General features: G+C 59.5%; 22 protein-coding genes and 1 tRNA gene. 17 read left to right on the forward strand and 6 right to left on the reverse strand.

Annotated elements, in window-relative coordinates:
* Nucleotides 1–46 precede the first annotated feature (46 nt).
* Together ndk and hpnR are read left to right on the forward strand one after the other, a co-directional pair.
* The gene (ndk, locus tag ACSYTG_RS03425) at nucleotides 47–469 is read left to right on the forward strand and encodes a nucleoside-diphosphate kinase (protein WP_086645638.1); all 423 of its coding nucleotides are present in this window, start codon (nucleotides 47–49) and stop codon (nucleotides 467–469) included.
* Between the two features lie 221 nt (nucleotides 470–690).
* Complete coding sequence (gene hpnR / locus ACSYTG_RS03430; RefSeq protein WP_086645637.1) at nucleotides 691–2,232, forward strand: hopanoid C-3 methylase HpnR; 1,542 nt, start codon at nucleotides 691–693, stop codon at nucleotides 2,230–2,232.
* A gap of 80 nt (nucleotides 2,233–2,312) precedes the next feature.
* On the opposite strand, the gene ACSYTG_RS03435 is transcribed toward hpnR, so the two are convergent.
* On the reverse strand, nucleotides 2,313–2,978 hold the full coding sequence (locus ACSYTG_RS03435; protein WP_489783096.1) for a hypothetical protein: 666 nt from the start codon (nucleotides 2,976–2,978) through the stop codon (nucleotides 2,313–2,315).
* A gap of 140 nt (nucleotides 2,979–3,118) precedes the next feature.
* Between ACSYTG_RS03435 and ACSYTG_RS03440 the strand changes: the two genes are divergently transcribed.
* Complete coding sequence (locus ACSYTG_RS03440) at nucleotides 3,119–3,331, forward strand: heavy-metal-associated domain-containing protein (protein WP_025826709.1); 213 nt, start codon at nucleotides 3,119–3,121, stop codon at nucleotides 3,329–3,331.
* 186 nt (nucleotides 3,332–3,517) lie between these two features.
* Entirely contained in the window at nucleotides 3,518–3,784 is a 267-nt protein-coding gene (locus ACSYTG_RS03445) for a hypothetical protein (RefSeq protein WP_086645709.1), read from the forward strand.
* Between the two features lie 15 nt (nucleotides 3,785–3,799).
* On the opposite strand, the gene ACSYTG_RS03450 is transcribed toward ACSYTG_RS03445, so the two are convergent.
* Nucleotides 3,800–4,363: an HNH endonuclease gene (locus ACSYTG_RS03450; RefSeq protein ID WP_253527860.1), complete on the reverse strand. Its 564-nt coding sequence runs from the start codon at nucleotides 4,361–4,363 to the stop codon at nucleotides 3,800–3,802.
* Nucleotides 4,364–4,552: 189 nt separating this feature from the next.
* Between ACSYTG_RS03450 and gluQRS the strand changes: the two genes are divergently transcribed.
* The 4 genes from gluQRS (at nucleotide 4,553) to ACSYTG_RS03470 (ending at nucleotide 9,115) form a co-directional block, all read left to right on the forward strand.
* Nucleotides 4,553–5,518 carry a tRNA glutamyl-Q(34) synthetase GluQRS gene (gene gluQRS / locus ACSYTG_RS03455; RefSeq protein ID WP_489783095.1) on the forward strand — a complete coding sequence of 322 codons (966 nt, stop codon included), beginning with the start codon at nucleotides 4,553–4,555 and terminating at the stop codon, nucleotides 5,516–5,518.
* Nucleotides 5,519–5,727: 209 nt separating this feature from the next.
* Nucleotides 5,728–6,930, forward strand: a complete 1,203-nt coding sequence (locus tag ACSYTG_RS03460) for a pyridoxal phosphate-dependent aminotransferase (RefSeq protein ID WP_086645633.1) — start codon at nucleotides 5,728–5,730, stop codon at nucleotides 6,928–6,930.
* Nucleotides 6,931–6,933: 3 nt separating this feature from the next.
* Entirely contained in the window at nucleotides 6,934–8,139 is a 1,206-nt protein-coding gene (locus ACSYTG_RS03465) for a pyridoxal phosphate-dependent aminotransferase (protein ID WP_489783094.1), read from the forward strand.
* A gap of 46 nt (nucleotides 8,140–8,185) precedes the next feature.
* Nucleotides 8,186–9,115, forward strand: a complete 930-nt coding sequence (locus ACSYTG_RS03470; protein WP_489783093.1) for a DMT family transporter — start codon at nucleotides 8,186–8,188, stop codon at nucleotides 9,113–9,115.
* Between the two features lie 59 nt (nucleotides 9,116–9,174).
* Here ACSYTG_RS03470 and ACSYTG_RS03475 read toward each other — a convergent pair whose 3' ends face one another.
* On the reverse strand, nucleotides 9,175–10,212 hold the full coding sequence (locus tag ACSYTG_RS03475; protein WP_489783092.1) for an ABC transporter substrate-binding protein: 1,038 nt from the start codon (nucleotides 10,210–10,212) through the stop codon (nucleotides 9,175–9,177).
* Nucleotides 10,213–10,695: 483 nt separating this feature from the next.
* Between ACSYTG_RS03475 and ACSYTG_RS03480 the strand changes: the two genes are divergently transcribed.
* Nucleotides 10,696–10,771: transfer RNA gene (locus tag ACSYTG_RS03480), tRNA-Asn, on the forward strand.
* A 130-nt stretch (nucleotides 10,772–10,901) separates the two neighbouring features.
* Here the strand turns inward: ACSYTG_RS03480 and ACSYTG_RS03485 are convergent.
* Both ACSYTG_RS03485 and panC read right to left on the reverse strand, forming a co-directional pair.
* On the reverse strand, nucleotides 10,902–11,252 hold the full coding sequence (locus tag ACSYTG_RS03485; RefSeq protein WP_086645629.1) for a RidA family protein: 351 nt from the start codon (nucleotides 11,250–11,252) through the stop codon (nucleotides 10,902–10,904).
* Between the two features lie 44 nt (nucleotides 11,253–11,296).
* Nucleotides 11,297–12,136 carry a pantoate--beta-alanine ligase gene (gene panC / locus ACSYTG_RS03490; protein ID WP_489783091.1) on the reverse strand — a complete coding sequence of 280 codons (840 nt, stop codon included), beginning with the start codon at nucleotides 12,134–12,136 and terminating at the stop codon, nucleotides 11,297–11,299.
* Between the two features lie 176 nt (nucleotides 12,137–12,312).
* Here panC and dnaE point away from each other — a divergent pair, with 176 nt between their 5' ends.
* From dnaE to parC, 8 genes are all read left to right on the forward strand, one after another.
* Nucleotides 12,313–15,732 (forward strand): DNA polymerase III subunit alpha, encoded by a 3,420-nt coding sequence (gene dnaE, locus ACSYTG_RS03495; protein WP_489783090.1) that lies wholly within the window; start codon nucleotides 12,313–12,315, stop codon nucleotides 15,730–15,732.
* 3 nt (nucleotides 15,733–15,735) lie between these two features.
* Nucleotides 15,736–17,112, forward strand: coding sequence for an aminodeoxychorismate synthase component I (gene pabB / locus ACSYTG_RS03500; protein WP_489783089.1), 1,377 nt, complete (start codon nucleotides 15,736–15,738; stop codon nucleotides 17,110–17,112).
* A complete protein-coding gene (locus ACSYTG_RS03505; protein ID WP_489783088.1) occupies nucleotides 17,109–17,915 on the forward strand; it encodes an aminotransferase class IV in 807 nt (268 codons plus the stop codon). Before pabB ends, ACSYTG_RS03505 begins: the two co-directional genes overlap by 4 nt.
* A 159-nt stretch (nucleotides 17,916–18,074) precedes the next feature.
* On the forward strand, nucleotides 18,075–19,181 hold the full coding sequence (locus ACSYTG_RS03510) for a Rieske 2Fe-2S domain-containing protein (RefSeq protein WP_086645624.1): 1,107 nt from the start codon (nucleotides 18,075–18,077) through the stop codon (nucleotides 19,179–19,181).
* Nucleotides 19,182–19,343: 162 nt separating this feature from the next.
* On the forward strand, nucleotides 19,344–20,132 hold the full coding sequence (rpsB, locus tag ACSYTG_RS03515; RefSeq protein ID WP_086645623.1) for a 30S ribosomal protein S2: 789 nt from the start codon (nucleotides 19,344–19,346) through the stop codon (nucleotides 20,130–20,132).
* A gap of 132 nt (nucleotides 20,133–20,264) precedes the next feature.
* Nucleotides 20,265–21,170, forward strand: a complete 906-nt coding sequence (gene tsf, locus ACSYTG_RS03520) for a translation elongation factor Ts (RefSeq protein WP_086645622.1) — start codon at nucleotides 20,265–20,267, stop codon at nucleotides 21,168–21,170.
* A 39-nt stretch (nucleotides 21,171–21,209) separates the two neighbouring features.
* The gene (gene recO, locus ACSYTG_RS03525) at nucleotides 21,210–21,968 is read left to right on the forward strand and encodes a DNA repair protein RecO (RefSeq protein WP_489783118.1); all 759 of its coding nucleotides are present in this window, start codon (nucleotides 21,210–21,212) and stop codon (nucleotides 21,966–21,968) included.
* Between the two features lie 84 nt (nucleotides 21,969–22,052).
* Entirely contained in the window at nucleotides 22,053–24,263 is a 2,211-nt protein-coding gene (parC, locus tag ACSYTG_RS03530) for a DNA topoisomerase IV subunit A (protein ID WP_415437490.1), read from the forward strand.
* 66 nt (nucleotides 24,264–24,329) lie between these two features.
* Here the strand turns inward: parC and ACSYTG_RS03535 are convergent, their stop codons facing one another.
* Nucleotides 24,330–25,103, reverse strand: coding sequence for an arginyltransferase (locus ACSYTG_RS03535; RefSeq protein ID WP_489783087.1), 774 nt, complete (start codon nucleotides 25,101–25,103; stop codon nucleotides 24,330–24,332).
* Between the last annotated feature and the right edge of the window lie 67 nt (nucleotides 25,104–25,170).

Consider the following 25,170-nt stretch of genomic DNA (forward strand, 5'->3'; position numbering starts at 1 on the left):
CGCCAGACCAAGGCGGATATCTGCGTTTATACCCAAGGAGGGCCTTATGGCTAAAGAACGTACTCTGTCCATTATCAAGCCGGATGCAACCCGTCGTAACCTGACCGGCAAGATCAACGCCGTGTTTGAAGATGCAGGCCTGAGCATTGTTGCGCAAAAGCGCGTCCAGCTGTCCCACGCTGTGGCTGGCGCTTTTTACGCTGTGCACAAGGAACGCCCTTTTTACAACGATCTGGTGTCCTTCATGATCTCCGGCCCGGTTGTGGTGCAGGTGCTTGAAGGCGAAAACGCCGTTGCCAAAAACCGTGAAGTCATGGGTGCAACCGACCCCAAAAAGGCCGACCCCCAGACCATTCGCGCCCAGTTTGCTGAAAGCATTGAAGCAAACTCCGTGCATGGTTCCGACAGCGCGGAAAATGCTGCAAACGAAATCCGCTTCTTCTTTGCAGAAACGGAAATCCTGCCCTAATTCTGGCAGGTCACACCCCGGCGTTGTGCCTTGCGCATACGTCGGGGCCGCCATAATGGCGGTTAAACGCCAAGCCAGACGTCTTGCGCATGGGAGATACCCGGCTGCAGGATAGGGCAATGGGGTGCATTTCTTATATAATCATTTCTTATGCTCGAGCGTTATGGGCAAGGCGGGATGCCGTTCGCATTCCCGGCCCGCAGTAGGCAGAAAGGAATGTCATGAAAGTTCTGGCGGTTCATCCCAGCGCCCTGATGTACACCAAGGTTTTCCTGCGGCTGGAGCCGCTGGGGCTGGAACTGGTGGCAGGTGCTGCGCGGAATGCCGGACACGACGTGCGGATTATCGACCTTCAGGCCGAAACGCACGAAGATTACTGGAAGCTGGTTGACGAGTTCCAGCCTGATGCCGTGTGCTACTCGGGCAGCTATCTGGCCAATGTGCCGGAAATTCTCGATCTGTGCCGCGAAACACGCTACCGCTTCCCGCAGGTGTTCCAGTTTATTGGCGGGCATTCGGTTTCGTTTATCGCCAAGGATGTGCTTGATCTTTCCGAAGGGACAGTCAACTGCATTCTCAAAGGGGAGGGCGATGCTACGGTCGGCCTGCTGCTGGATGCGGTGCAGAACGGCACGGATATTCTGGAAGTTCCCGGCACCATTACGCTGGACGGGGAAGGCCCGCCCCCCATTTTTGTCAAATCGCTTGATGAGGTCCGCCCCGCGCGTGACCTGCTGCGCCACCGCAACAAGTACTTTATTGGCACGCTGGACCCCGCAGCCTCCATTGAATTTGCCCGTGGCTGCCCGTGGGACTGCACGTTCTGCTCGGCTTGGACCTTCTATGGTCGCTCCTACCGCACGGCCAGCCCGCAGGTCATTGCGGATGAGCTGGAGGAGATCAAGGAACCCGGCATCTTTATTGTGGATGACGTGGCCTTTGTGCATGAAGAACACGGCATGGCCATTGCCAACGAAATTAAAAAGCGTGGCATTAAAAAGGAATATTACCTTGAAACCCGCGCAGACGTGCTGCTGCGCAACAAGGAAGTGTTCAAGGTCTGGAGCGAGATCGGCCTCTCCTACATCTTCATCGGTCTGGAAGCGGTGGATGAGGAAGGGCTCAAGCAGTTCCGCAAGCGTGTTTCACTCGACAAGAACTTTGAGGCCCTTGAATATGCCCGCTCTTTAGGGCTGATCGTGGCCATCAATATTATTGCCGATCCATCGTGGGATCGTGCGCGGTTTGAGGCTGTGCGGCAGTGGTGCCTGGAAATTCCTGACATTGTGAACATTTCCGTCACAACGCCTTATCCGGGGACGGAAATCTGGCACAAGGAAGCACGCCGCCTGACCACGCGTGACTACCGCCTGTTTGACATCCAGCATGCCGTGCTGCCCACCACACTGCCTCTGCCCGAGTTTTATGAAGAACTGGTCAAGACCCAGCAGGTGCTCAACACCAAACATATGGGCTGGCAGGCACTCAAAGACACGGCAGGGATTGCGGTTAACCTGCTCAAGAACGGCCAGACCAACTTTGTTAAGATGTTGTGGAAGTTCAACTCGGTCTTTAACCCCGAACTCCAGCTTGCCGACCACCAGCGCCCTGCGCGCTACCTTATGCCCGTGCAGCCCGATGCGGTGGACAAGGTGGACCGTAACGACCTGTACGTGCATGGCCCCGGCGGCCGCAAAACCCGCGCGCTGGATGATGCGACCGAAACCTTTGTGGACAAGACCCGTATGGGGGAAGATGCGTAACCCGCATCTTTCAAACAGTTTTACCAGCACTCAGGCGTTTGCCTGAGTGCTGGTGCTGCCTCTGCTGGCCTGTGCGGTGTTTAACGCACAGGGGGCGGAGTAAAGGCAAAGGCCTGCGGGGTGTAGGTTTCCACCACCAGACTGAACGGCGTGCCGGCATGGGTCCGTAACAGGGCAATATGCCGGAAAAGATGCGGGGGCAGAGCCAGTGGGTCTGCCCCCGTTGTGCTGTTTGGCGGCTGGGGCTGCATTTCCCACAAATCTGGCAAGGGGGACCATAGGGTTTCCCGCCGGATCAGCTGGCGGGTAAACCGCAGGGGGGATACAACACGGCCAAAGGGTGTGTCGGTTTGCTCCAGTGCCTCGGTCATGGCTTTTGTCAGGCGCTCTGGCACAAACCAGTTTTCCGCTTCCGAATAAATGCGGTTGTGCCCTGCCAGCCGTATTTTGCGGTAGCGCAGGCTTTGGCCACCTTGTGTGGTGGGCAGGTCCAGTGCGGCCAGCAGGTCGGGTGGGCAGGGGCTGTGGGCACCGGCTTCACGCTCGGCGCGCAGGGTTTCATGCGCGCCAAGGAGTGCGTGCTCGCGCAGCCAGTGTTCCAGCGTCTGTGTGGCGCTGTTTTCGGCCAGCAGGCGGTTTTCCATCTGGCTGATCAGGGTTGCCAGCATAAGCCGGTGCATAAAACTGTTCCGCCAGAGGGGGCGTGCAGGCTCCGTGGCGGGTTGAGGGGGCGCAAAGTTGGGCATGTGGGTCTTATATCATGCTTTGGGGCAGGTATGGGCTGCACATCACTGTTTCGCATCAAGGCGGAGTTGCGTTATGGAAGAAGCAGAATGGCCGTGTAAAAATGCCATGTATGGAATTTTGTAAAAAGGATGCAAACGCAATGAGCCAGACGACAGCAAGCTTTATGGTCGAAGGAATGACATGCGACGGTTGTGTTTCGTCCGTAAAACGTGCGCTGGCCGCAATTGACGGTGTGGATGGTACGGATGTGAATCTGGCCAATGGTGAGGTCAAGGTAACGTATGACCCCGCACGTGTTGGTGTTTCTTCCCTGCGGGACGCCATTCGTGGTGCTGGTTACGAGGTAAGCTGAGCGGCATTGTGCCGTGTCATGCAACCAGCGGAAAGGGGGCGTGAGCTGCGCTCTCTGGTTGTTGGGGGGCAGGCATGGCACCATGGGGTGTGCCGGAGTAACCGGTGCTTAAAAGCCGCTCGACAGGCAAAAACAGAGGTAAGCTGGTCCGTGACGCAAAAAACAAACAAATTTGCTCTGGGTGTAATGGCGGCGGGCGGTTTGCTGCTGGCTGGGTGTTCATCCGAAATCGGGCGTGTGCCCATGCTGGATACGGATATAAGCTGCCTGCACAAGCAGATGGCTGGCCCCATGTTTTTGAGTTTTCCACTGGCGGCCAATACCTGCCAGCGCATGAGCAATAATGGTTTTGTGCTGGGCGAAGCCAAGGCCAAGCCGCTTCCCCTTGACCTGAAGGGCGCACCGGACCTGCAAAAACTGGCGGATGAATACGGCTACACCTACACCCGCTAGGGCGTGTGGGCGGGTTTAACCTTCCAGTTCCGCATCCCAGTATAAATAGTCATGCCAGCTTTTGTGCAGGTAGTTGGGTGGAAAAGCCCGCCCGTTTTCCTGCAGTTCCCATGATGTGGGGCGTACAGGGGTGCGGCGGGGCAGCATGCCAATATGGTGCGGCATGTGCGGGCCCTTGCGCAGGTTGCAGCAGCCACACGCGGTAACAACATTTTCCCAGCTTGTGCGCCCGCCCTTGCAGCGGGGAATAACGTGGTCAAATGTCAGTTCCTGCGTGGGGTGGCGCTCCCCGCAATACTGGCAGGAAAAGTTGTCGCGCAAAAATACGTTAAAGCGCGTAAAGGCCGGTTTGCGGGCGGCGGGCACATAGTCCTTGAGGGCAACCACGCTGGGCAGGCGGAAGGCCTGGCGGGGTGAACGTACTTCCATGTCATATTCGCTCAGGACCGAAACCCGGTCGAGGCACACCGCTTTTATGGCATCCTGCCATGCCCAGAGGGAAAGCGGGAAATAGGAAAGTGGTCGGAAGTCTGCATTCAGAACAAGGGCTGGGTAGTTTAGAGTACTGCCATCGGCCAAGATGTGTCTCCTCGTTAGCACGAGAACACAGTCCCGAAGGGGTCAGAACAACTCAAGCCGACCGCCAGCAGAAGTGCGTCGTCGAGATAATTACCGCCAAGACTATTGCAGACACAAAGAGGTGTGGCAAGAAAATGCGGGCCAATAGTCACCGATATTTGGCATCTTTATATATCTGGTAAGATTAATATGACTATTCGATTACAGTACAATGAACATTGCAAAACAGAATGGGTTACGCGGTTCGCCCCCAGCCCCACAGGGGCGCTGCATCTGGGCCATGTGGCGTCTGCCCTGTTCGGGTGGGAACTGGCGCAGCCCGGCGGGCAATGGCTGGTCCGCATGGAGGATATAGACCCCCAGCGCTGCAAACCTGCCTATGCCACCGCTCTTTTGGAAGACCTCGCATGGCTCGGGCTGGTGCCAGATGGGTCTGTTCTGTACCAGTCCACCCGTATGGCGGTTTACGGGGCCGTGCTGGACACGCTTGAACATATGGGTGTGCTGTATCCATGCTTTTGCACCCGATCGGATATTGCGCGGGAGAGTGCGGCCATGTTCTCCGCCCCCCATACCGCCCCCGATGGCAGCCTGCTCTACCCCGGGCGTTGCCGCCAGCTTGATGCCCACACACGGGCGCAGCGTATGGCGCAGGGCCAGCCATACGTGCTGCGCCTGCACATGGCGCGCGCCATGGAGTGTGCCCGCACGCTGGCCCGCACCCGGAGTGGTGGGGAGCATGGCGGGGCAGGGGCCTGTGGTCCGCTCACCTACCATGATCTGGCCTGTGGCCCGGTCCCCTGCCACCCCGAACTGTTTGGCGATGTGGTTCTGGCCCGGCGGGACGTGCCTGCATCCTACCACCTGTGCGTGACGTGTGATGATGCCGCGCAGGGTGTCACGCTGGTCACACGGGGGGAGGACCTGCGCCCCGCCACCAGCCTGCACCGGTTGTTGCAGACCCTTATGGGCTGGCCCGCCCCGTATTACGCGTTCCACCCCCTGCTGTGCGATGCCACGGGCCGCCGTCTGGCCAAGCGTGATGGTGCGTTGAGCGTGCGCGCCATGCGCCAGAACGGGCTGAGTGCCCAGCAGGTGCGGGACAAGGCCGTGTTTGCGGCGGCTCCCCATGGCAGCGCGCCCTTGCAGGGTTAGGTGTTCCTGCCCACTGCCCTCCTTTTTGCATGACAGGGAAAAAGCCCGCGCAGAACAAAAAAGACAGAGCAGGTGGAATCTCCGGTTCCGCCCTGACCGGAAGAGGATTACTGTGCGCGCCGGAGCAGCGCATTTGCCGCCTTTGTCCGGGTCTGTGCCCGCGTAGGTGCCGAGTGCCTTAAAATATTGTGTCGGAAAGTAAGAAAACCATGAGCCTTGTTGCTGACCGCCTGAACAGGATCAGTCCTAGCCAGACAATCGTCATTTCAACGCGTGCACGGGCGCTGAAGGCAGAGGGGCGGAATATTATCAGCCTTTCTGCGGGTGAGCCGGACTTTAATACACCCGACAACATTGCTCAGGCTGCCGTAAAGGCCATTGCCACAGGCCAGACCCGCTATACGGATGTGGCTGGCACGCCAGAACTGCGCAAGGCCGTGGCAGAGCGCTTCAAGCTGGATAGCGGGCTGGATTACACGCCTGAGGAAGTTATTGTTTCCACCGGCGGCAAGCAGATCATTTACAATGCCATGATGGCGACCCTGAACCCGGGTGATGAGGCCATTATTCCCGCGCCATGCTGGGTGTCCTACCCCGATATTGTCACGCTGGCCGAAGGCGTACCCGTGGTGGTGCCCTGCAAGCGCGAAAACGGTTTTCGCCTTCAGGCGGATGAGCTGGAAGCCGCCATTACCCCGCGCACCAAATGGGTGTTCCTGAACTCGCCCTGTAACCCCACCGGGGTTGCCTACTCGGCCGAAGACCTGCGCCCGCTGTGTGATGTGCTGCTGCGCCACCCGCATGTGTGGATTTTTACGGACGATATTTACGCCAAGCTTGTGTACGACGGTTTTCGCCCCGCAACATTCGTGGAGGTCGAACCCCGCCTGCGCAGCCGCACCGTAACCATGAACGGCGTATCCAAGGCTTATGCCATGACCGGCTGGCGTATTGGTTTTTCCGGCGCGCCGGTGGAACTGACCAAGGCCATGAACAAGTTGCAGGGGCAGTCCACCTCCAATACCTGCTCCATTGCGCAGGCCGCAGCGGTGGAAGCCCTGACCGGCCCGCAGGACTTTATCCAGACCATGGTCGATACCTATCAGGGGCGGCGGGATATGGTGGTCAGCATGATCAATCAGGCCAAGGGCATGGAATGCGATGTTCCCCAAGGGGCGTTCTATGTTTTTCCCTGCATTGAAAAATGCCTTGGCAAAACCTCCGCTGGCGGAAAACTGCTTAAAACGGATGAGGATTTTGTAACGGCCCTTCTGGAAGAAGAAGGCGTGGCAGCCGTGCATGGGTCGGCCTTCATGTATCCGGGGTATATGCGTATTTCCTACGCAACCGATACGCAGAGCCTGCGGGACGCCTGCACCCGGATCCAGAATTTTTGTGAAGGTCTGCTGTAAACCATGTCCCGGAGTTTCGCGCACCGCCTGAATGGCCTGCCAGCCCCTGCAACAATAGAGATGGCCCGGCGCGCCCGGGCTCTCAAGGCGGAGGGCAGGCCGGTTATCTCGCTTGCTCTGGGCGAGCCCGATTTTGCAACGCCGCCTGCGGTGGTGGAAGCCGCCCATCAGGCTGCGCTGGCCGGGCAGACCAAATACCCCCCTGTGGATGGTACGCCCGCGCTCAAGGCGGCCATTGCCCGCAAGTTCGCGCGGGAGAACGGGCTGGACTACACGCCCGAGCAGATCATGGTTTCCAACGGGGGCAAGCAGGTCATCTTCAACGCCTTCATGGCGACCCTGAACGCGGGGGACGAGGTGGTGGTGCCAACACCCTACTGGGTCAGCTACCCCTTGATTGCGCGCATGTTCGGGGCAACGCCGGTGTTTGCTCCATGCCGGGAGGAGGACGGGTTCAGGCTCCGGGCAGATGTGCTGGCGCAGGCTCTTACGCCCCGTACACGCTGGGTTGTGCTGAACTTCCCCAACAACCCTACCGGGGCCATCTGCCCGGCCGAGGATCTGGCCGCTCTTGCCAAAATCCTGCGCGATTACCCCGATGTATGGATTTTGTCGGACGAAATATACGAACATCTGGTGTTTGACGGAGCACGCTCCGCATCAATTGCCGCCGTGGCGCCCGACCTCAAGGACCGCACCATTACGCTTAATGGTGTTTCCAAGGCTTATGCCATGACCGGGTGGCGCGTGGGGTTTGCCGGTGGACCAGCCGACCTTCTAACCGCAATGCGCGGTGTGCAGGGGAACGCCACATCGGGCGTGTGTTCCATTGCGCAGGCGGCTGCCGCTGCCGCACTGGATGGGCCGCCGGACCTTGTGCAGACCATGGTTGCCACATACAGCCGCCGCCGTACCAATGTGGTGCAGGCCCTGCGTGCAGTGCCGGGCCTGACCTGCGCCATGCCCGAAGGGGCTTTTTATGCCTATCCCGGTGTGGCCGCCTGCCTTGGGCGCACAACAGCCGCCGGACGCCTGCTAGAGACTGACCACGACTTTGCCGCAGCTTTGCTGGATGAAGAGTTCGTGGCAACAGTACCCGGTAGCGCCTTTGGGCAGTCCCCCTACCTGCGTCTGTCCTGCGCAACCTCGGACGAGGTTCTGGCCGAAGCCTGCCAGCGTATTGCGCGCTTTGTAGGCGGATTAACGTAATCATACGGTCGGGCAGGTTCCAAGGCCCGGCCAGGAGTGCCTGAACGTGCCTGACCAGCCCCAGCCCGCGCCGCTACCTGCGGGGGAGAAACGTGTATTCCGGAGCTTCTCGCGTGAGGAGATGGCTCTGGTCTGCATTACCGTTCTGTGGGGGGTAACGTTTTTGGTCGTGCATACGGCCATGCGTTACACGGGGCCCATGTTTTTTGTGGGGCTACGCTTTACCACGGCGGCTCTGCTTTCCATGCTGCTGTTCCGCCGCCTGCTGCTGGACCTGACCCTGCGGGAAGTGCAGGCGGGGGCCTGTGTGGGGGTGGCCATTTTTTTTGGCTATGCGCTGCAAACTCTGGGGCTTGGGAGCATTTCCAGCAGCCAGTCGGCCTTTATTACGGCTATGTATGTGCCTATTGTGCCGTTTTTGCAGTGGTTTTTCCTGCGTAAACCCCCTCATCTTATGGTGTGGCTGGGGGTGCTGTTCGCTTTTTCCGGTCTGGTGCTATTAACCGGCCCGCAGGCCATAGCCCATATGCACCTCCAGTTTGGGGAGGTTGTAACCTTGGTCAGCGCTGTGGCCATTGCGATGGAAGTTGTGCTGATCAGCCGTTTTGCCTCCCCCGCCATTAACAGTTTTCGGGTAGCGATCGTGCAGCTGCTGGTTGCCGGGCTGCTGGCATTTGCTGCCATGCCCATTATGCACGAACACGTACCGGCTCTGACGTGGTGGTGGGTGCTGCCCGGTCTGGGCCTTGGTGCCATGAGCGCGGTTATTCAACTGGTTATGAACTGGGCGCAAAAAACAGTTTCTCCCACACGGGCAACACTTATTTATGCGGGTGAGCCCGTATGGGCCGGGCTGGTGGGGCGTCTGGCGGGGGATATGCTGCCAGCCAGAGCGCTGGCAGGTGGCGCGCTGGTTATTCTGGGCGTGTTGGCCAGCGAGGTGCGCCTGCCACGCAGGCAGGGGCGTTCCCTGTAAAGAGGCTCCGGTCATTCTGCCTGAGCGTGTGGCACAGGCAGCCAGTTAGAAAAAACCGTTTATTCGTGCAGAACATTCAAGGTGTAAGCACGGGAAAGGGCGGTGGAATCCTCTCCATCGGCCATCATGCCCACAAGCTGGAGTTCATCGCAGTACTGCGCGATCTGCTCACGCAGGCCGTGGCCTACAAGGGGGCGGATAACCGGCTCGTTGCGCAACATGCTGCGGGCACTGGCCACGGGCAGACCGGCGGCGTTATCGGCTATCAGGGTTGCGGCATCATCGCGGTGGGTGTTGACCCATAGGGCCGCGTCGCGCAGGGCCATAACCAGTGCCGTGGCGGCTGTGGGGTCTTTGTCCTGTGCGGTGTCTGCAACGCCCAGAATAAGGCTGGTGCGTGCGGCGTAATGGCCTGTATCGCTGCCAACAAGTTCGTACAGAAGGTCCGGGTAGTTCTGGAGCAGGCTCCACGCATCGGGATCATGCGTGACCACAGCTTCTATTGTCTGGTCATGCAGAGCCTGTTCTATTTGCGGGATGGGCAGGTCAACCCAGTTGATGTGGTTGAGTGCATCCATGCCCTTGCGGCGCATCATGATACAGAAGAACAGTTTGTCTGCCGCGTTCTGGTCTGGCACCGCCACGTTGCGGCCCATAAGCTGGTCCAGCCGTGTAATGCCGCTGCTCCGCCGCACCAGCAGGCGGCGGCTGCCCGACTGTACCCCCATAACCAGATGAGCCGGCAACCCCGAATGCAGGTGTTGAAGCCATGTGAGAGCAGGGGCCAGCGCGTAAGAGGTTTTTTGCTGCGCCAGTGCTGCAAGCGCTTCCTGCCCGTTATGAATATTGGGCAGGGGGTCCACGTCCAGATTGTACTGGGCAAAAAAGTTCTTTTCCAGTGCTGCTGCCAGCACGGGGGACATGGCGGCCTCTGGCCAGGCAATCCGGAGCTTGCGGTAAACGCCATCGGGCTGTTTGCGGGGCTTGCGGGGGTGCTGCTGGCTGGCCAGAAGCACAACGCCACCTACGGCAACGCAACTTCCGGCCCCCCAGAGCAGGGCACGGCGTGAAAAGGGGGAAGGTGCGGGTGCGCTCATATGCGTTATCTTACACCGTGTTGGCGGAGGTGTCCCGGTTAAGGGGGCAGAAAATCAAAAAAACAGGAGCATGCCAGAGCCTTATAGCCGCAGTGGTGAAGAGGGAACTATGCCGTTATTTTTATTGTTTGTTGTTTTGGAAAGGTTTTTCAAAAGTTCTTTGTGCATTCTGGCGACGTGTGCGCAGGTATGTGTTCTGCCAGTTTGGATGCGGCGCAAAATGTGCGGCGCGAGGGTAGGTCATACAGGCCAGCGCATTGGCCAACAGGCAGCAGATAGGGGTTTTGGCAGAGACGGTGCGGGCGGAAACAGCGGGGCAAACGGGGTGCGTTTACAGGGGAAGATTGATTAACATTTTGTAATATAAAAAGGGTCTTGCACCCTCAAAGGGTTGCCGTTATACACCCATTCAGCAGCACAACGGGCGGCATCTTGAAAAAGATTATGCCCTGAAATGCCGCTAAGTGGTTGTAAAATAATTATTCCCGAATAGCTCAGTTGGTAGAGCAAGCGACTGTTAATCGCTGGGTCGTAGGTTCGAGTCCTACTTCGGGAGCCACACTTATTCCCCCCTAAAATACAATTCCTTACGCCATAGCTTCAAACGCTCTGTGTGCGTTCGCGCATGTCTTTGCCGCCCGAGTGGTGTGCCAGCACGGGCGGCGGAATGTGGAGTGTGTTGCGTGGGCTCAGGCCTGAGCGGCAACGCCAGTGAGTTCCACCTTCCAGGACGGATCAGCCAGCTTGGCTTCTACCGTGGCGCGGGCGGGTTTGTTGCCCTTGTCCAGCCATGCATCCCATGCGCGGTTCATGCCTGCCATATCGGCCATGTCGGCCAGAAAAATCTGGACTGAAATCAGGCGGCTTTTATCTGTTCCGGCTTTGGCCAGAATGGCATCCACCTGACGCAGAATATCTTCCATCTGCCCCTGCGCATCCAGTGTGGCGTCATCCGCGACCTGCCCCGCCAGATAGACCAGACCGTTGTGAATAACAGCGCCGCTCAGGCGTTCTTCAGGTTCAAGGCGGGTTATGCTCATGCTGTTGTCTTTCCTGTGCAAAAAAGCTTGGTGGGTAACGGAGTTTACGCAGCTGCCATGTTGTCAATCAGGCGGATGTCGCCCAGACTTGCGGCAACAAACAGGCGTGCATCGGGTGTGAGCGTTTCGGTCGCAAGGAGTGTATCGCCCGAACGCAGGTCCAGATAATGCACGTTAAAGCCATGGCTTTTCAGGTTTTCACGGCAGGATTGCAGGCAGGTATCAACCGCTTTGCCAGCCTGAATCTCCGCAATGCAGGCCCGTAATGCCGCAGGCAGGGAAGGAGCCTGTTCGCGCTGCTGGGGGGTGAGCCTGCGGTTGCGTGAGGACAGGGCAAGTCCATCGGCCTCGCGCACGGTGGGGACGGGTTTTATGCGCACGGGCAGGTTCAGGTCTTGCACAAGGCGGCGGATCAGGCAGAGCTGCTGGTAATCTTTTTCGCCAAACGCGGCTATGTCGGCCCCGGTCTGGAGCAGCAGCTTGGTAACAACCGTTGCAACGCCATCAAAATGGCCCGGTCGGTCCGCGCCACACAACATGCCATCCAGCCCGGAAACCGTAATGCGGGTTGCAAAACCTTCAGGGTACATTTCCGCTCCGTCCGGGGCGTAAAGCACATCTACTTTGCCTGTGCCTTCCAGCAGGGCGGCATCGGCTTCCAGCCCGCGGGGGTAAAGTTGGAAGTCGGCTGCGTTATCAAACTGGATTGGATTGACAAAAATACTCACAATCCGGCGCGTGGCCTGCCCGTCCAATGCGTTAACAAGGGTAAGGTGGCCATTGTGGAGCGAGCCCATGGTGGGCACAAAACCTATGGTTTCGCCCGCGTTGCGCCATTGGGCTACCAGTGTGGCCAGTTCGGTTCTGGATCTGATAATCCGCATGAAAAATCCTGAAAAACAGATGAACCCCCATAAGGGGATTGCCCGGACAGGGCAGGAATATCCGCATTGTAGTGCTGATTGGCGCGCGGTTCCAGAGAGGGCGGTTTTACAGCATGCGGGATTTAAAGTGCAGACAACCCGGTGGAGAGGGGCCGGGCCTGTGCTATAGGGGGCGTATGTCCTACGCTGATTTTGTTCATCTTCGTGTGCACTCTGCCTACTCGCTTAGCCAGGGGGCAATCCGGGTGCCGGAAATTGCATCCCTCGCGCAGGAAATGCATATGCCTGCCGTGGCTATTGCCGATTCGGGCAATCTGTTCGGCGCTTTGGAATTTTCGCAGTACTGCACAAAAAGTGGCATTCAGCCCATTATCGGGGCCCAGATCGGCCTGCCTGCCCGCAATGACAAACCCGGGGCCCCGGCTGAACCGGTGGTGTTGCTGGCCCAGAACGAGGTGGGGCTGACCAATCTCCAGTTCCTCTCATCCGAAGGGTTCAAGACATCCGACCCGTCTGACCCGTTTGTAACGCTGGACACACTCTGCGCACGCGCTGAAGGGCTGATGCTGCTTAGTGGCGGCACACGCGGCCCGCTGTTCCAGATGCTGGCCGAAGGGCAGAAGGACGAGGCCACACGCTGGCTGGCCCGTATGCAGGAAGCGTTTGGCGATAGGCTGGTGGTGGAACTGCACCGCCACGGGCTGGCTGTGGAAAAAGCGGTGGAGCCGGGTGTGCTGGGCCTTGCAAGCCAGTTTGGTCTACCACTTGTGGCCACCAATGAGTGCTTTTTCCCCAAGCCGGAAATGTACGAGGCGCATGACGCGCTGGTGTGTATTGCTCAGGGCCGCACCATGGCGGAAAAAGACCGCTTCCGCGTGACCCCCGAACACTGGTTCAAACCCCCGCAGATGATGCGCGCCCTGTTCGCGGACCTGCCCGATGCGTGTGACAATACGCTCGAAATTGCCCGCCGCTGCGCCATAAAGGTGGAAACCCGCAAACCCCTGCTGCCCGTCTGCCCCAAAGTGCGTGAAGGTGCGACCGAGGACCAGACCCTGCGCGCCATGGCGTGGGAAGGGCTGGAGCGCCGCATGGCCTCCATGACGCTGGATGACGCAACGCAGGACCGCTACCGCGAACGGCTGACATTCGAGCTGGATATTATCTCCAAAATGGGGTTCCCCGGTTACTTCATGATCGTGGCGGACTTTATCCAGTGGGCCAAGGCGCATGATATTCCGGTAGGCCCGGGGCGTGGTTCGGGTGCAGGCTCGCTGGCAGCATGGGCGTTGACCATTACGGATATTGACCCCATTCCCTTCAACCTGCTGTTCGAACGGTTTCTTAACCCCGAACGTGTCTCCATGCCTGACTTTGATATCGACTTCTGTCAGGACCGACGAGACGAGGTGATCGCGTATGTCCGGCGTGAATATGGGGGCGACCGGGTTGCCCAGATCATTACCTTCGGTAAGTTGCAGGCCCGTGCGGCCGTGCGTGACGTGGGGCGTGTGCTGGGGCTGCCCTATGGCATGGTCAACCGTGTGGCCGAGCTTATTCCCAACAACCCTGCCAAGCCTGTTACGCTCAAGGAAGCCATAGCAGGCGAACCCAAATTGCAGGAAATGCGCGATAACGACGAGGCTTTGCGCAGACTGCTCGAAATTGCCCAGCAGCTTGAAGGGCTGTTCCGTCACGCCAGCACCCATGCCGCCGGGGTGGTGATCGGGGACCGCCCGCTGGTGGAACTGGTGCCGCTGTACCGAGACCCCAAGAGCGATACGCTGGTCACCCAGTATAACATGAAGTTTGTTGAGCAGGCCGGTCTGGTCAAGTTCGACTTTCTGGGCCTGACAACACTGACCATTCTCAAACGCGGTGTGGATTTTATCCACCGCATGGGCAAGGACGTGGATCTGGCGAGCATCCCGCTCAATGATGCGCCAACCTATGACATGCTCAGTAGGGGGGATACGGCAGGCGTTTTCCAGTTCGAAGGTGCTGGCATGCGCGATGTTCTCAAGCAGATGCGCCCCACCCGGCTGGAAGACCTGATTGCCGCCGTGGCCCTGTACCGCCCCGGTCCAATGGCCAATATTCCCGATTACTGCCGCCGTAAACATGGAGAGGCATGGGAACCCCCGCACGAGGAAATCCGCGATATTCTTGAAGAGACCTACGGTATTATGGTCTATCAGGAACAGGTCATGCAGATTGCCCAGAAGATGGCGGGCTACAGTCTGGGTGGGGCAGATTTGCTCCGCCGCGCCATGGGTAAAAAAATCCGTGCGGAAATGGACCACCAGCGCGAGATCTTTACCAAAGGGGCCACCGGGCGCGGCATAGATCACGACAAGGCGGTAGAGGTGTTCGACCTCATGGCCAAGTTTGCGGATTACGGGTTTAACAAATCCCATGCTGCGGCCTATGCTCTTGTCTCTTACCAGACTGCATGGATGAAGGCTAACCACCCTGTGGCCTTCCTTGCGGCCTGTATGTCACTCGCGCGGGAGCGGACGGAAAAACTGGCCGCTCTTCGGCAGGAAGCCGAGCGCATGGGCATTGCCGTGCTGCCGCCAGACATCAACCGTTCAGAGGCCGACTTTGCCGTGGAGGTCATGCCCAATGGTGAATATGGCATTCGTTATGCACTGGCCGCGGTTAAAAAAGTTGGTTTTGGGGCCATGGAGGTTCTGGTTGCCACAAGAGGGGACAAGCCTTTTGCCGATCTGACCGATTTTGCAACGCGCATAGACCCCAAACACATCAACCGCATGCAAATGGAAAATCTGGCCAAGGCAGGCGCGTTTGAATGTCTGGATAAAAACCGGGCGCGTGTTTTTCATTCTGCCGATGCCCTTTTGCGCCGTGCCCATAGTCAGGCGCAGGAGGCGGCATCTGGCCAGATTGGCCTGTTTGGGGGTGGCGGGCAGAAGGAACCCCTGCGTCTGGCCGAAGGGCCGGACTGGCCGGAGTTTGAAAAACTGGCTATGGAAGCAGAAGCAATTGGCTTCCATATGACAGCCCACCCGCTGGATTCCTACGGCCCGGTGTTGCGCAGGTTGGGGGTTGTTAAATCCTCCCAACTGCTTGCCGCAGCAGAAGCCGGGGTGGGGCGGGTTAAAATTGCGGGCTGCGTGGTGGACCGCAAGGAACGCCCGACCCGCACAGGCAATAAAATGGCATGGGTGCGCCTGTCCGATGCCACAGGTGGGTGTGAGGTCACGGTCTTTTCCGAAGTGCTGGGCCGTGTGCGGGAAAGTCTGGTGGCGGGCCGGGCTGTGCTGGTTACGGCCGAGCTTAAGCTGGAGGGCGAGGCCATGCGCATAACCGCGTCCGACATTGTGGAACTGGAGGACGCAGCCGCCCAAGGCCAAAGCGAATTGCGGATATGGCTGGAAAAGGAAGAGGCTCTGCCCGCCCTGCAAACCGTGCTGAGCGACCAGAAAGGCGGAGCAGGCCGCATTGTGCTACTGCCCGGTGTGGCTGAAAGCTGCGATGTGGAAATCCGGTTGCGTGGTGGCTACAAGGTGACCCCTCTGCTCGGGCAGAAGCTGCGTACCCTGAATGGTATTTCCCGCGTGGAGCAGGTCTAGCCCGTGGCATGGACGCGCACCCTGCCATGGCGGGAGCCGGATACGGTTCTGGCCCTGTGGGGCAGTGCCCCGTGGTGCGCTTTTCTCGATAGTGGCGGAGTGCTGGACGCGCGCAGCCGGTGGCGTATCTTCTGCCATAATCCACGCCACACCCTACAGGTTTTTGCAGATAGGGTGGAAGTGGATGGGGTGTCTCAGGCTCGGGGAACGCCTGAGCAGATATTGGATATTCTGCGTCAAATACAGGCAGGTTTCAGGGGTGGTGCCTGTCAGGCTGATGTGCCGTTCTGCGGTGGCTGGGTTGGCTTTGCCAGCTACGCATTTGGTCGGGCCCTGCAAGGTGTTCCGTCCCGGCATGCGGAAGGGGATGCTCCTGTATTTTCCGCAGCTTTTTACGATCATGCTTATATATGGGACCGCAAAAACCGGCAGGTGGTGCTGGCAGGGCTGGCGCATGGTGGGTTAACGGCCCTGGCTCGTGAGCAGGCTCAGGCACTCTGGTCCGCCCTGCCTGAACGCGCGGAGCCTGCGCCACAGGTGCCCCCGTTGCATTTGCGGGCCAGTCAGACACAGGCGGAATACTGCCGGGCAGTTAGTGCGGCGCAACGCTATATTGCTCAGGGGGATATTTTTCAGGTTAACATCACCTGCCAGCATGTTGCGGACCTGCCGGCAGATGTGTGTTCATCTGGCCTGTATCGCCGGTTGCGGCAGGTGGCCCCGGCACCCTTTGGAGCGTTTTTATCCTGTGGGGCAGGGTTTTCGCTGCTTTCATGCTCGCCAGAGCGGTTTTTGCAGGTTGACCGGCACGGGCATATGACAACCCGCCCCATAAAAGGCACAGCCCCACGGGGCCAGAGCGGGGCGGAGGACCAGCTTCTGGCTCAGGCTCTGGCAGCAGACGACAAGGAACGTGCTGAAAACCTGATGATTGTGGACCTCATGCGCCATGACATCGGGCGTGTTGCCCGTATTGGCAGCGTACGTGTGCCAGAATTATGGGCGGTGGAACGGTTTGCGCATGTGCATCATCTTGTTTCCGAAGTGCAGGGGCATTTGCGGCAGGGGTGTGATGTGTTTGACCTGCTGGCAGCGACCCTGCCGCCCGGCTCCGTAACAGGTGCGCCCAAACACCGCGCCATGGAAATTATTGACGAACTGGAAGCCACACCCCGCGGGGCTTACTGTGGGACGGTTTTTTGCCTTGGTGTGGATGGGCGGATGGATAGCTCCGTGATCATCCGCAGTTTTGTTGCCCATGGGGGGCAGTTGCGTATGGGCACGGGGGGCGGGATTACCATTCTGTCCGACCCGCAAAAGGAATATGAGGAAATGCGCCTGAAGCTCGCCCCTTTTGCTGCCTTTGCGGAGGGAGCATGACCGTCGTCTGGCTCAATGGTGCGCTCCTCGCGCGTGATGAGGCCCGCATAAGCCCGGCAGACCGTGGCTTTACGTTGGGTGATGGCCTGTTTGAGACCATGCGCGCGGTTGGCGGGCAGGTTCTGCATCTGCCCCGGCACATGGCGCGTCTGGCATCGGGCGGAGGTGTGCTGGGCATGCCCGTGCCGCAGGTGGGTGTGGTGGAGGAGGCGGCCACGGCGCTGCTACAGGCATGCGGGTTGCAAAACGCGGTGCTGCGGCTGAGCGTGGCGCGCGGGGAGGGGCCAAGGGGGCTGCTGCCTCCGGCTCATCCGCACCCTACCGTGTTGCTTACGGCGGCCCCGGGGGAGTTTAGCCTTGCCCGTATTCAGGCCGTGACCAGCCGGTTGATCCGGCGGGATGAGGCCTCTCCCCTGTCTTATATCAAGAGCCTGAACTATCTGCCCGGTATTCTGGCCCGGCAGGAGGCCGAGCGTTTGGGGGCGCAGGATGCGCTGTTGCTCAATACGCAGGGGCGGGTGGCGGAAAGTACAATCAGCAACCTGCTGGTAGCAACGGATGCGGGGCTGCTCACGCCCCATGGGGCGGAAGGTGCGTTGGCGGGCATTGCTCGTGGGCGCCTGCTGGAGCAGAATCTTGTGCGCGAGGCTCGTCTGGCCCCGGCGGACCTGCTGCGCGCGCGTGGCGTGTGGCTGGTCAACTCTCTTTCGCTCCGGGTGGTGACCGCACTGGACGGAACGCCCTTGCCGGTGGACGAACCACATACCGCGCAGCTGGAGCAATGCCTGCGGCAGAGCGTATAAGCCGGTTTTGATTTATGCCCTTTTCGTTTAGAGGGCAGGCATGCGACGATAAGGGCTTGTGCAGACCTGCCTGAATGCTCAATCGTTCGCCCGTCCTTTTCAGGCCGGAATGATATGCATCGGAACAGCCGGTCTGTGGTATTCTGATGAGGTGACACCATGCAACAGGCAGCAACAGCCACGGAGCAACAGGCGGAGCAGGGTCATGCCCCCCGTTATGATCTGAGGCAGATCGATGTTGATCCCAATTTCTGGTACCCTGTGGCATGGTCCAGCAAGGTACGGCAGGGCAAGGCATTTGCCGCCCGCTTTGCAGGCCACCCCATTGCGCTTATCCGCCCCGAATACGGCCCGGTCTATGCGCTGGAAGACCGTTGCGCCCACCGCCAGGTCCCGCTGAGCAAAGGCGTTGTGGACGATAAGGGCTGCATCAAGTGCTGTTATCATGGCTGGGCGTTTGACCAGCAGGGCAAATGCGTAACCGTGCCTTACCTGAACAAGGAAGGCGTGGGCCGCCCGGTTAAATCCTACCCCTGCCGCGAAAAAAGCGGGCTGATCTTTATCTTCCCCGGCGACCCCGATCTGGCGGACAAGGTGCCTGTGCCCGACATCGCGCAGGTGGGGAATCCCGAATACAAGACCCGCCAGTTCAGTCCGCGCCTGAAGTGCCACTACACGTTCATGCACGAAAACCTGATGGACATGAACCATCAGTTCCTGCACCGCCGCCAGATGGGTTCCATCACGGCCCGTTTTCTGGGGCAGGACAAGGGCGACAACTTTATGGAAGCCCGCTACAGCTTTGCGCGCAAAGGGGGCAACCAGCCGCTGGCCGAAGCCCTGATTTTTGGCAAACACCATGATGACGGGCGCGAACAGCCGGTGGAAGAGGTCGTGTCCATCCGCACTACCTATCCGTACCAGACGCTCCAGATCCACGATAAGGACGGCGACCTGATCATGGACCTGTGGGCATGTTACCTGCCGCTGGGGGAAACCCAGCAGGTTACTCAGGCGTTTGGTCTGCTGTCGGTTAAAAAGCCCAAATGGACTTTCCTGCTTGATATGGCATGGCCGGTGCTGGGTCTGTTTACGCATCGCATCTTTGAAGAAGACCGCGAAATTGTGGAAATGGAACAGAACGCTTGGCGTGAACTGGGCGGGGACCACAACGTGGAAGTGTTCCCTGTTGTCAAAAGCCTGCGCGAGCTGCTGGCCCGCAGCGGGGTGCCCAACCGTTACGCCAAACCGCTCAAGCAGGGCTGAACGCACTTTTTGGCCTTGCCCGCAGGGCCAAAAAACGCCATATAGAGCCGCCCCGGCGCAGGCCGGGGTATAACACACGCGGGGCCATACACCTCTGGTGCCCAGTCAGATGGCTGGGTGGTGTCTCGCGGAGGTTTAACCAGTTAGGTAGGAATACGCCCCATGGCGATGCCCGATTTCACACTGCGCCAGCTGCTTGAAGCTGGTGTTCACTTTGGTCACCACACACGCCGCTGGAACCCGCGCATGGCGCCGTTCCTGTTCGGTGTGCGCAACCAGGTTCACATCATCGACCTCCAGCAGACCGTTGGCCTGCTCGACCGCGCCCTTAAGGCGATTCGCGATGTTGTAGCTGGCGGTGGCCGCGTTCTGTTCGTTGGCACCAAGCGCGCCGCACAGGACCCGATTGCAGAAGCAGCACGTCGCTGCGGTCAGTACTACGTCAACCACCGCTGGCTGGGCGGCATGCTCACCAACTGGAAGACCATTCAGGGCTCCATCAAGCGTCTGCGCCAGATTGAAGAAACGCTCGAAGGCGCGACTTCCGGCCTGACCAAGAAGGAAGTGCTGGAACTGACCCGCCAGCGTGACAAGCTGGAACGCTCCCTTGGTGGTATCAAGGAAATGGGTGGTCTGCCCGACGTCCTGTTCGTGATCGACACGAACAAGGAAAAGCTGGCCATTGAAGAAGCCAACAAGCTGGGTATCCCGGTTGTGGCCATTCTGGACAGCAACTCCGACCCGCGCGGCGTGACCTACCCGGTCCCCGGCAACGATGACGCCATTCGCGCCATTGGCCTTTACTGCGACCTTGTTTCCGCTTCCGTGCTCGACGGTATTTCCGCCGAACTGGGTGCAGCGGGCCATGACGTGGGTGCATCTGAAGAACTGCCGGTTGAACCCGCTCTGGAAGCGGCTCCGGTGGCGGAAGAAGCTCCGGCAGCAGGCTGAAGCCTTTAAAAAACAGCCCGGCTTAAACCGGGCTGTTTTTTTGCATGAGATGCCTGTGGTTTTTACAGGCAACGGAATGTTCTGCCACGCGCCCTGCCAGGGGCGCGTTGCGGTTTTCTAAGGAGTAGGAATATGGCGGAAATTACCGCAGCATTGGTCAAGGAACTGCGCGAAAAAACCGGCGCAGGCATGATGGATTGCAAAAAGGCGCTGAACGAAGCGCAGGGTGATATTGAAGCCGCCATTGACTGGCTGCGCACCAAGGGCCTTGCCGCCGCCGCCAAAAAATCCGGCCGCGTGGCAGCAGAAGGTCTGGTTGCCGTTGCCTCTGGCGACAAAACCGCCGCCATGGTGGAAGTCAACGCCGAAACCGACTTTGTTGCCCGTAACGAAGCGTTCCAGAACTTTGTGGAATCCGTTGCTCAGGTTGCACTCAAGGTTGGTGATGATCTGGAAGCCATCAAGGCAGCTACGCTGGACACGGGCCGCACCGTTGCTGACGAACTGACCCACCTGATCGCCACCATCGGCGAAAACATGACCCTGCGCCGCGCACGCGTGTTCACCGTACCGTCTGGTGTGGTGGCAACTTACGTGCATGGCGCCCTGCGCCCCGGTCTGGGCAAAATTGGCGTTCTGGCAGCTATTGAAGCTCCGACGGCTGATGAAGCCATTGAACAGCTTGGCCGCCAGGTTGGCATGCATGTTGCAGCTACCCGCCCGTCCGCGCTGGATGTCAGCAGCCTGAACCAGGAAGAAGTCGAGCGTGAACGCGCTGTTCTGATCGAACAGTCCCGCGCATCCGGCAAGCCTGAAGCCATTATTGAAAAAATGGTCGAAGGCCGTATCCGCAAGTTCTATGAAGAAGTGGTGCTTCTGGAACAGGTTTGGGTGCATGACGGCGAAACCCGCGTGAAGGACGTTGTTAAAAAAGCTGGCGTCAAGCTGGCTGGTTTTGACCGCTTCCATCTGGGTGAAGGCATTGAAAAGACCGTTGATGACTTTGCCGCTGAAGTGGCGAAGGTTTCCGGCGTCTAAGACCGGGTCTTTTGCATGTTGAACAAGAGCGGGACTTCTCTGCAAAGGGAGGCTCCCGCTCTTGTTGTTTTTGTGGCCCCGCAGGGCGAAAATGGCGCGCGGGTTCATATGCTGACCGAGCAGGACGGGCTGGTGCGTGCCCTGGCTTACGGGGGTGCTGGCCGTGCCGGTCGTGCCTTGTGGCAGCCGGGTAATGTGGTCAAGGTCCGCCTGACACAACGGGGCGAGGGGGCTCCTGTTCAGGTATCGGGGGAGCTGCTGTACGGCTGTGCGGCGCGTATCCTGAGCATGCCGCTGGCACTGGCCATGATGCAGTCGGCCTGTGTTCTGGCCGATGCGACCCTGCCCGAGGGTGAACCTTGCCCGGCATTTTTTGGGGCGACCCTCAAACTTCTTTCCTTTATCGGCTACAGCCCCGACGTTGCGGAGCAGACTGGCCTGCCCAATTACATTGAGTGGGAGCTGGCCTTGCTGGACGTGCTGGGCTTTGGGCTGGATTTAAGCTGCTGCGCCGTGACCGGGCAGACGGGCGACCTCGCTTTTGTCTCCCCCCGCACAGGGCGTGCCGTCAGCCGCGAAGGAGCAGGAGTGTGGAAGGACCGGCTTCTGCCCCTCCCTGCTTTTTTGCATGACCCCACACAGGCCGGTTCCTGGCCGGACTGGCTGGATGGCCTGCGCCTGAGTGGGCATTTTCTGGCGCGGGATGCTTTTGGCCAGCGGCATCTGCCACTCCCTGCCGCCCGGCAGAGGCTGCTCGGGCGTGTGGAAAAACTGGTAGCAGGGGCGGGCAACACCTGAACTGCGCACCAAGGCTGGCACAACTTGGCCTGTGGCGGTATGTCATGGCCATCACACATCGCACCGTTTTATCTGGGGCAGAACATGAACGAGACATTCGAAGGCCATATTGAGGAGACAAAACTGGCAGATGCGCTAAGCGAGCGTTATCTGGCCTATGCTTTGTCCACCATCATGTCACGTTCGCTGCCAGATGTGCGCGATGGGCTCAAACCCGTGCACAGGCGGCTGGTTTACGCCATGCACCAGCTCAAGCTGGACCCGGCATCGGGGTTTAAAAAATGCGCGCGTGTTGTGGGGGACGTCATTGGTAAGTTCCACCCCCATGGTGATGCCTCGGTTTATGAGGCACTGGTCCGTCTGGCGCAGGATTTTGCCGCCCGTTACCCGCTGGTTGAAGGGCAGGGGAACTTTGGCTCGATTGATGGCGATAACGCAGCCGCCATGCGGTATACGGAATCCCGCCTGACCGAAGTGGCCGTAGCCCTGCTGGACGGGATCGAGAGCGATGCAGTCGATTTTCGCCCCACCTATGATGGTGAGGAGCAGGAACCCGTGGTGCTGCCAGCGGCGTTCCCCAACCTTCTGGCCAATGGTGCCGCGGGTATTGCCGTGGGCATGGCCACCAGCATTCCCCCCCATAACGCGGCAGAAGTGTGCGCGGCCGCAGCGCTGCTGGTGCGCAAACCCACCGCCACCACGCAGGACCTGCTGGCCCTTATGCCGGGGCCGGACTTCCCCACCGGCGGGCTGATTGTGGAGGATGCCTCGGCTATTCTGCAGGCATACGAGACAGGGCGTGGGGGCTTCCGCATGCGTGCACGCTGGGCCGTGGAGCAGGGGCGGTTTGGCACATGGCATATTGTTGTGTCGGAAATACCGTACCAGGTGCAGAAGTCCCGCCTGATCGAACAGGTAGCAGACCTGCTGGAGCAGAAAAAACTCCCGCTGCTAGGCGATATTCGCGACGAAAGTACGGATGAAATCCGTCTGATCCTTGAGCCAAAAACACGCGGGATCGAACCCGAAGTGCTGATGGAAACCCTGTTCCGCGCCACGCCGCTGGAAAGCCGCTTCCCCCTGAACATGAACGTGCTGGGGGCGGACCGCTCCCCCGGTGTGCTGGGGCTCAGGCAGGTGTTGCAGGCATGGCTGGACCACCGGCACGAAGTGCTGGAACGGCGCAGCCGCCACCGCCTTGCCGCCGTGGAAAAACGGCTGGAAATTCTGGCAGGCTTTCTCATCGTTTACCTCAATCTGGATGAGGTCATTCGCATTATCCGCGAGGAGGATGATGCCAAAGCCAGCCTGATGGCCACCTTTGGCCTGACAGACATGCAGGCCGAATCCGTGCTGAACATGCGCCTGCGCAGCCTGCGCCGCCTTGAGGAAATGGAAATCCGCAAGGAGCATGACGCCCTTGCTGCCGAAAAAGCCGGACTACTCGCGCTGCTGGGGGATGAAAAACAGCGCTGGAAGCAGATCGGGCAGGAACTGGAGGGCATGGTCAAGACGTTTGGCAAGGGCCGCGTTGGACCACGGCGCAGCACCATTCTGTCCGCTCCCAAGCCGGTTGATATTTCGGTGGTGGAAACAGTGGAGCGCGAACCGCTGACCATGATCCTGTCCCAAAAAGGGTGGGTGCGGGCCATCAAGGGCCACAATGTTGATCTGGAAAGCCAGAAGTTCAAGGAAGGGGATGGCCTCAAGCTGGCCCTTCCGTGCCAGAGCACGGACAGGCTGTGCTTTTTTGCGACCGATGGCCGTGCCTTTACGCTCAAGGGTGTGGACCTGCCACGCGGGCGGGGTGATGGCCAGCCGGTACGCCTGCTTATGGACCTCTCCAATGATGAAGAACTGCTAGCGGTTTTTGTGCTCGAGGAAGGCGGTAAGCGCCTTGTGGCTTCCAGTGCCGGGCGTGGCATGGTGGTGGAGGATGATAACCTCGTCTCCGAAAAGCGCTCAGGTCGGCAGGTGCTTAACCTCAAGGGCGATGAGTCCGCCCAGTTGTGCATTCCTGCACAAGGGGACCACGTGGCAGTGCTTGGGGATAACCGCCGGTTTTTGATTTTTCCGCTCGATCAGCTCCCCGTCATGGGGCGTGGTCTGGGGGTGGCGTTGCAGAAATACGCTGATGGCGGGCAGCTGCGTCAGGCTGTGGTGTTTACTGCATCCGAAGGGCTGGTCTGGCCCGGAGCCGTACGGAACCGCGTTATGGCGGATTTGCAGGACTGGCTGGGCAAGCGTGCAAGTGTTGGCAAGCTGGCTCCCACCTGGGCGAACAAAAAAGCCTAAGCCTGTTATCAGGCCTGCTCCTCGGGCACATGGCCTGCGGAGGTGGGCCCATGTCTGGCAGGTGGGTCAGAATAACGGCGCATCCGGGAACAGGGCGTCCCGCGTGGTGTTGATGGGCTGCTCCGGGTCCAGCGGCTGCCATGTATCATCACGCAGGATTTCTGCCGGTCGGAAGCGGCTTTTGTACGCCATCTTGGGGCTGCCCGGAATCCAGTAGCCCAGATACAGATACGGGCGACCGAGCAGGAATGTCTGGTGAATAAGAAAAAGCACAACATACACCCCCAGTGAGCGGGTGGTCTGCTGGGGGTCGTAAAAGCTGTACACGGCCGAAAGCCCGTCATCGAGCGTATCGGTCAGGCTGACGGCGATCAGTTTGTTGTCTGCCGTGCGGAATTCTATGATCTGTGTATCAACCGTCGTCTCCTCCACCATAATCCGGTAGTCGCGCGCGGTCATGTTTGCCATTTCGCCATCTGCGTGGCGGGTGTTCAGGTACTGGCGGAACAGCTCGTATTGTTCGCCTGTTGCTACAGGGGGCAGCAAGGTCGCGCTCAGGTCCGTATTGCGGTTCCAGACCCGTTTTTGTGTGCGGCTGGGGGCAAAGGCCGCCACAGGCAGGCGGATGGGAATACAGGCAGAGCATCCTGCACACAAAGGCGCGTAAGCGAGTGTGTGGCTGCGCCGGAAGCCCGTGGCAGACAGGCGGCTGTGCAGGGTGTCGGCATCGGGGACTGCCAGATCAACCAGAATTTTGCGTTCCATGCGCGCAGGCAGGTACGGGCAGGGTTGTGCCGTGGTGGTGTAAAAAAACTGCGGGTTGCGCAGCGGAGGCGTCATAATCGGCAATCCCGGATGCATGGCGGGCCAGTAGAACCGGCCCGCTTATGCCCGGCATGGGCCAGGC

Source organism: Acetobacter sp. ESL1128, assembly GCF_058505085.1.